The 7,500-nt window shown below is 53.3% G+C and carries 5 protein-coding genes and 1 pseudogene; 5 read left to right on the top strand and 1 reads right to left on the bottom strand.

Annotation, left to right across the window (positions count from 1 at the left end):
- From ACWIUF_RS00730 to ACWIUF_RS00715, 4 genes and pseudogenes are all read left to right on the top strand, one after another.
- A pseudogene (locus tag ACWIUF_RS00730) lies at positions 1-227 on the top strand (hypothetical protein); the annotation flags it as partial.
- A gap of 65 nt (positions 228-292) precedes the next feature.
- Positions 293-616, top strand: coding sequence for a DUF6825 family protein (locus ACWIUF_RS00725; protein WP_448570255.1), 324 nt, complete (start codon positions 293-295; stop codon positions 614-616).
- A gap of 296 nt (positions 617-912) precedes the next feature.
- Positions 913-2,700 (top strand): ABC1 kinase family protein, encoded by a 1,788-nt coding sequence (locus ACWIUF_RS00720; protein WP_448570254.1) that lies wholly within the window; start codon positions 913-915, stop codon positions 2,698-2,700.
- A gap of 27 nt (positions 2,701-2,727) precedes the next feature.
- A complete protein-coding gene (locus ACWIUF_RS00715; RefSeq protein ID WP_448570253.1) occupies positions 2,728-3,483 on the top strand; it encodes a Stp1/IreP family PP2C-type Ser/Thr phosphatase in 756 nt (251 codons plus the stop codon).
- A 13-nt stretch (positions 3,484-3,496) separates the two neighbouring features.
- On the opposite strand, the gene ACWIUF_RS00710 is transcribed toward ACWIUF_RS00715, so the two are convergent.
- Positions 3,497-4,012: a hypothetical protein gene (locus ACWIUF_RS00710; protein ID WP_448570252.1), complete on the bottom strand. Its 516-nt coding sequence runs from the start codon at positions 4,010-4,012 to the stop codon at positions 3,497-3,499.
- Positions 4,013-4,309: 297 nt separating this feature from the next.
- Between ACWIUF_RS00710 and ACWIUF_RS00705 the strand changes: the two genes are divergently transcribed.
- Positions 4,310-7,375, top strand: coding sequence for a sensor histidine kinase (locus ACWIUF_RS00705; RefSeq protein ID WP_448570251.1), 3,066 nt, complete (start codon positions 4,310-4,312; stop codon positions 7,373-7,375).
- Positions 7,376-7,500: the final 125 nt, after the last annotated feature.

Here is a 7,500-nt window from a genome sequence, read left to right as displayed (position 1 = left end):
GTTTTCCATCCCCCGCCGTGCCGCCCTTGTCAGAATCCGCCCCGTCACCCAGTGTCCCGGCGGCGGCACCAGCACCTGCCGACGGTGAACCATCCCCTGCGGGCGGCGAACCTGCCTTCCCGGCCCCAGAACCCCTGTCTGTGCCGAATACGGCTGGCCAAGAAGCCCCGGCCCCGGCAGTCCCGCTGCCAGAATCGCGCCAGACTCCCCAGGAGGAACTTTCCTAAGCGATCGCCGGGATGCTCAATAAAAACGTTATAATTTGATACGAAATGTTGTTATAAAACTTTGCATGAGCAGTTCCCTCATTCACGCGTTCTTTGTGGGGCGGGCGATCGCCGAGACGATCGCCGAGCAGGTCGAGGCGACGCTAACCGATGCGATCAGCAACCTGGGTAAGTTTGACGCGGAGCAACGCGAACGTTTGCGCCAATTAACCGATGAGGTCCTGGAGCGGGCGCAACGTGAGGAAGATCTTGCCCTTCAGGGACGATCTCGCTCCGAGACAATGGGGGCAACCGGGGTTGCATCGGACCTCCAAACGACGATCGATGATCTGCGGGCAGAAGTTGCCCAGGTACGCTCGGCGTTGCAGCAATACCGTCAGACTCACTAGGCTGGCTCACCGGCGGCGGGGGCGGGGTAACGTCGCAGGGGCTGGTCTAGGGCGTGGGGTGGACGCTAGCCCCAATGTGCCTGGACGCCTTGACCCTCGAACACTCCCGGTCGGGTAGGGATAGGCAAGGGCTGTACGGGCAAGAGACTGGGTGCGATCGTGTTCGCCGTCAGCGATTGAGTCCCTGCGGTGCACGGGGCCACTGCCCCAACGCTCGCGTTCTCCGCATAAGCTCGTCACAGTGGGATCGCTCCCGTTATTGGCAATAGGCAAACATTACACAATTAGGAAACCGAGTGTCTGTGCTTTCTGAGGCCGATAATCAGATTCAATCGTTTCCCCAGGCTGGCAGTGGGCGGGATGCGCATCGGGAAACCGCCGGGAATCGTGGGCGTCGGGAGAAGGTGTCAGGGGGCCGCAACTACCGTTGGAACCGGGCGCGATATTCACAGCAACGGCGGTTTGTCGATATTTGGGCCTTTGTGCTGAAGTTCCTGGGGGGACTGTGGCTCAACAACAAACCCTGGAGCTATCCCGGTGGGGTCACGGAGGAGAAGCAACGTCGCCGCCGCCAACGGCAGGCTGTCTGGGTACGAGAGTCGCTACTAGACTTGGGACCCACCTTTATTAAGGTGGGGCAGCTATTTTCCACCCGTGCCGATCTCTTCCCCAATGAATATGTCGATGAGTTGGCCAAGTTACAAGATCAGGTCCCTGCCTTCAGCTACGAGCAGGTAGAGGCCATTATCGAGCATGATCTGGGCAAATCGATTCAGGCATTATTCCGCAATTTTGATCCGATTCCCATTGCGGCTGCCAGCTTGGGCCAAGTCCACAAGGCCCAACTCCATTCCGGCGAGGAGGTGGTGATCAAGGTGCAGCGGCCAGGGTTGCGGCAACTGTTTACGATCGACCTCCAAATTCTCAAGGGCATCGCTCGCTATTTCCAGAATCATCCTGACTGGGGACGCGGGCGGGACTGGCTGGGGATCTACGAGGAATGTTGCCGTATTCTCTGGGAGGAAATTGACTACCTGAATGAGGGGCGCAATGCGGATACCTTTCGGCGTAATTTCCGGGGGGTTGACTGGGTGCGGGTTCCCCGCGTGTTTTGGCGCTATACCTCCCCCCAAGTCCTCACCCTGGAGTATGTCCCAGGGATTAAAATCAGCCACTACGAAGCCCTAGAGGCAGCAGGACTCGATCGCACCCGCCTTGCCCAACTGGGGGCGAAAGCCTATCTCCATCAACTGTTGACCAATGGCTTTTTCCATGCCGATCCTCACCCCGGTAATTTGGCGGTCGATCCAGACGGTGCCCTGATTTTTTATGACTTTGGCATGATGGGCCGAATTCGCACCGATGTGCGCGAAAAGCTTATGGATACGCTGTTCGGCATTGCCCAGAAGGATGGCGATCGCGTCGTTGTATCGCTGATTGAGTTAGGAGCCTTAGCCCCTGTAGACGATATGGGGCCGGTACGGCGCTCGGTGCAGTATATGCTCGATCACTTCATGGATCAGCCTTTTGAGAACCAGTCGGTGGATGAGATTATTGATGATCTATACGAAATTGCCTACGATCAGCCCTTCCGCTTCCCCGCAACGTTTACCTTTGTCATGCGGGCTTTTTCGACCCTGGTGGGGGTAGGCAAGGGACTTGATCCGGATTTTAATTTTATGGAGGTTGCAAAACCCTTTGCAATGAAACTTATGGCTGATGGCAACAATAGCAGTCCCACCAATAGCTTATTTAACGAGTTAGGACGGCAGGCCGCCCAGGTGAGTAATACGGCCTTGGGCCTCCCCCGCCGCATTGAAGAAACCCTTGATAAGCTCGAACGGGGCGATATCCGAGTGCGGGTACGATCGACGGAAACCGATCGCATGTTGCGACGCTTAAGCAATGTTTATCTGGGGACGAACTACACGTTACTGATTGGCGCATTCACCCTATCTGCGACTATCCTATTGGTGAATCAATACGTCTGGTTAGCCCTGTTGCCTGCAATCGCGGCGATTGCGGCGGCGGTGGCGCTGATCCGGTTGCTGCTGCGGTTGGATCGGTTGGAACGTATGATGTAAATTCCTCAATCAAGCCAGTGAGCCACCGTGTCTGAGTCTACTTCCCTTCCCCTGAAGCTTGTCTTTGCCGGATTAACCGATGTTGGGGTTCTGCGATCGGTGAATCAGGATGCTTTCTACGTGGATGACCCAACAGGCCGCTATTTTATTGTGGCGGATGGTATGGGGGGGCATGCGGGGGGACAGGAGGCCAGCCGGCTGGCGATCGATATTATCCGCGAATATCTGGAGGAGCATTGGCAGTCGCCTGAGTCTTCCTATATGTTGCTGAAGGCCGCTTTTTTGAAGGCGAATCGGGCAATTTTGCAAGATCAACGGGAACATCCGGAGCGGGCGGATATGGGGACCACGGCACTGACCTTGATTTTTCGGGGGGATGAGGTCTGGTGTGCCCACATTGGGGATTCGCGGCTTTACCGACTGCGCGGGGCCAGGTTGGAACAGTTAACGGAGGATCACACCTGGGTGGCACGGGCCTTGCGGGTGGGGACTATTACCCCGGCCCAGGCGCGAACCCATCCCTGGCGACATGTGCTGTCCCAATGTTTAGGACGGGCGGATTTACGGCAAATTGATATCAATGCCCTGGAGCTACAACCGGGCGATCGGCTGTTACTGTGCAGCGATGGTTTGACGGAAGAGTTGCCGGATACGATGATTGCCCACCACTTGAAAAGTATTCGATCGTGCGAAAAGGTTACCCAAGCCCTAGTGGAGGCCGCGAAGGAGAATGGCGGGCGCGATAACATTACGGTGGTTGTCGTTGCGATCGATATGGACTAATTTCCCCTTCATGTTACGGCTCCTGGCTGAGCAGGGGGAGGATCGGGAAGGACTGATCGGCGATCGGGCTGGGCAGATTCCCAAACCAGTCGATCGGGTCAATGCCACCCGTCGTTTGCCCCGCCAGGACTGTAACCGGCAGCGGTTGGTGATCCGTGCATTCCAGTTTCAGCCCACAGGCGACCGCAGGTGAGTAGTAGGCGTGCATCTGGCCTTCCCAGGCAAACACGTGATAGGTCCCGACTGGAACGCTCAGGCGATATCCCACCCCGTGGGTATAGCGATCGGCCTCAAGGCGGGTGTCGGTACAGTAGCGATCGCCGCTGGCGATATTTTCCGCACAGACGACCAAGCGTGGGATCAGATCGCTGGGATAACCCAGGGACCCTTCCAGAACGCCTGTGGCTGTCGGTGTGGGCATAGGACTCAGGGCAGGGCGGGCGGCCAGTTGCTCGGCGCGGGCAGCGGTTGTCCCCCCTAGTAGGAGTAGGCTTGAAAGGGTCAGGGCAGCGAGGTGTTGGTGTTTCATAATGACCCCCTTGCAGGTCGATAACCACGGTTGGTCTATCTGGCGTGTCTAGGTTTAGTGTGGCTGGGGAGGTGGGGGGATGACGCCCCCCAAGACGGTTGTGATAGCTCACCCGGTTGGGTGAACCCGTTCAGGCAGCGGGGAGCAACCTCACGCGTATTTGAGATGGACGTCTGAGGGGAGATACTCGCTAGGAACTGCGGTAGCCCGGAAAATCACGGGTTATTCTATAAGAGTCTGCGTTACGGATCGTGGCGTGGGGGCTGAAGTCACCATTGCATTGGAAGGATCGTGGTTGTGTCTGTTCGGCAACACCGGCTGCAATTGGGTACTAGGTTGCAAGCGTGGCTCCTACGACTCGTGGGACGACTACCCCTTAAAGTGGTGCTGACGGTTCCGTTTATCCTGCTATCGCTAGGGCTGGTTGCGTTATTGGAAGGGTTGGCTTGGCATATTCACCAGCAGGCGATCCAAGCCACCTTGGCCCAGTTGCAATTGCCAGAGACCGATCGCCTCGCCGCTGCCCTTTTCCAGGCCCAGATTGCTAACTGCCGCATCCACCTTGGGGTGGCCAGCCTAGTCACGGTTCTTGCTACGGGTGCGTTAGGGGTCTGGCTCAGTCACCATCTCGCTGCTCCCTTGCGCCAACTGATTCAAGCCAGTTACGTCGTATCCAGTCACGGTGGTCTTGGCAGGGATAAGCAGCGTATTTATCCGAGCAGTGCCATTACAGAAATTAACGCCCTCAGTCATGCTTGGGCACAAATGCTCGCCCCACTCAATCCGCCCGCCTGCCCCCAAACCACGAGAGAAGACGGTGACGATCACACAGAAAGCGAACAGCCCTACCTACGTCAAAATCAAGATCTTAAATCATTGTTAGAAAATATCCCTCATATTGTTGCTCGCCTCGCACCACAGCTTTCAGATCAATCTCACAGTAACCCTCGATATGAGTTTCTCTATATTAATTCCTATATTGAAAAAATATTGCCAATTAAAGTAACTGAATTGATCAACAGAACTAGCGAAGAATTGTCATTGCCAGTCAATTTTCTGACGACCTGGAACACGAGTATCGATCGGGTCTTCACAACCCAGCAAGAGCAACAAATAGAGTATACCTTTACACACGAAGGCAAGCCCCAATACTGGTCAGCCCGATTAGTCCCAGAGTTTGCAGCCGATGGTGCGGTCGCTACAGTCCTCGTAGTTGCCTGTAATGTTACTGACCTTAAGCAAGCTGAGTTAGCCCTACAGAAGCGTGAAGAATGTCTGCGTCATATCCTCGATCATATGCCCGTTATGTTAGATGCTCTAGATGACAATGGGCAATTAATTGTCTGGAACCAAGAGTGTGAGCGGGTGACTGGCTATAGCGCTCAGGAAATGCTCCATAATCCTGAGGCATTTACATGGCTTTATCCAGATACCAACTACAGAGAAAGCATGATGAGGCTCTGGCGAGAGCGTGGCAATAATTATCGCAATTGGGAGTGGGAAATTACCTGTAAAAATGGCCAGAAAAAGACAATTTCCTGGTCTAATCTCTCTGAAGAATTTCCAATTCGTGGCTGGTTTGCTTGGGGTATTGGGGTTGATGTGAGCGATCGCAAACAGGCGGAACAAGCCCTCCAAAAACGGATTGAGCATGAGCGTCTGATCGCCACGATTACCCAGCATATTCGACAATCCCTAGACCTGCCGGAGGTTTTGCATACGACGGTCACGGAAATTCAGCGACTCCTCCAGGCCGATCGTGCCCTCATTTATCAACTCAGGATGGATGGCAGTGGGACTGTCATTGCCGAAGCCGTCATTCCTGACTATCCCCAGATCTTGGGTGAGTCTTTTGCCGCAAGTGTTTTTCCGGCGGATTATCAGGATTTATACCGCCAAGGCCGAGTCCACGCGATCGCCGATATCCATGCTCCGGATCTGGAGCTTAGTCCTTGTTGGGTTGAACTTTTAGCCCAATGGGCTGTGCGGAGCAAGTTAATTGTTCCGATCTTGATGCCATCAGCGGCAGCTCCGTCAAGCAATACATTGTGGGGGGTGTTAGTTGTACACCAGTGTGCCAAGCCGCGCCAGTGGCACACTACGGAAATTGAACTCCTGGTCCAATTAGCAGACCAAATTGCGCTCGTTATTAAACAATCAGAACTTTATCAAACCGTCCAACAATTTAATGTACATTTGGAAGCAGAGGTACAGGAGCGAACCCAGCAATTACAGCAAGCCTTTGAGTTTGAAGCGACGTTGAAGCAGATTACAGATCAAGTCCGTGATAGTTTAGACGAGGCTAAAATCCTACAAACGGCGGTTGAAGCCCTAGCTCTAGCCCTGGGGGCGCGGGGCTGTAATACGGCCTTATACGATCTGGAGGCCCAAACATCTACTATTAAATATGAATACACGACCTTTGCCAAACCCTTCCGTAACTACACCATGCGGATGCAAAATTTTCCGATTGGATATCGTCAACTGTTAGCAGGACAATATTTTCAGTACTGTAGTTTATCCCCCTACCCACAGCGGGGACGAGTTGCCACTCTGGCCTGTCCGATGCAAAATGACCAGGGAGTTTTGGGGGATTTATGGGTTATTAATGAACCGAACTATGGCTTTACTGAGCCAGAAATTCGCCTTGTGCAACAAGTGGCTAACCAGTGCGCGATCGCCCTTCGGCAGGCACGGCTTTACCAGGCATCTCAAACCCAAGTTCAGGAGTTAGAACGACTCAACCAACTCAAGGATGACTTTTTAAGTACAGTCTCCCACGAGTTACGCACTCCCCTTGCCAATATGAATAGTGCCTTAAAAATGTTGCAACTCTTTTTACAACAACCCGGACTATTCAGCGATCAGGCAGAAACCTTACGCATTAAGCCCGATCGTGCCCTCCAGTATTTAGACATTATGCAGGCGCAGTATCACCAAGAACTTAACCTCGTCAATGATTTACTCGATCTGGCACGTTTAGAAGCGGGAACCGCATTGCCCACCCTAGTACCAATCGATTTAGAACTATGCTTGTCCCAGTGGGTTGCCAACTTCCAGGAGCGGGTTAATCGACAGCAGCAAACCTTACAACTTGACCTAGGGAAAGACATTCCAGTTGTGATATCTGATCCGCAAATCTTGGAGCGGACTATTTCAGAATTAATCAACAATGCGTGTAAATATACCCCACCGGAGGGACAAATTAAAGTGCAGTTATCCACAACACTGGATACTATTAAAATTGCCGTGATTAATACAGGCAGTGAAATTCCCAAGACTGAATTACCCTATATTTTTGATAAGTTTTATCGCGTGCCCAGTGGCGATCGTTGGAAACATGGTGGTACTCAGAAGTGTTGAAAGTTAGGTTAAGCGATGGAAAAAAGGGACAGAATGCAGTATTCTGTCCTCTAACAAATAAAAAATGATGTTCTATGATAGCCTCATTCCCGAAGCTTGTCAAATTGATCTTGAAGCAGCTTTGT

Source organism: Trichothermofontia sp. (genome assembly GCF_053493415.1).
This window is presented reverse-complemented; position numbering and strand designations above follow the sequence as displayed.

Excerpts from the sequence above, each read along its gene's own strand:
- ACWIUF_RS00725 (WP_448570255.1), top strand. The coding sequence starts at position 293 with ATGAGCAGTTCCCTCATTCACGCGTTCTTTGTGGGGCGGGCGATCGCC.
- ACWIUF_RS00710 (WP_448570252.1), bottom strand. The coding sequence starts at position 4,012 with ATGAAACACCAACACCTCGCTGCCCTGACCCTTTCAAGCCTACTCCTA.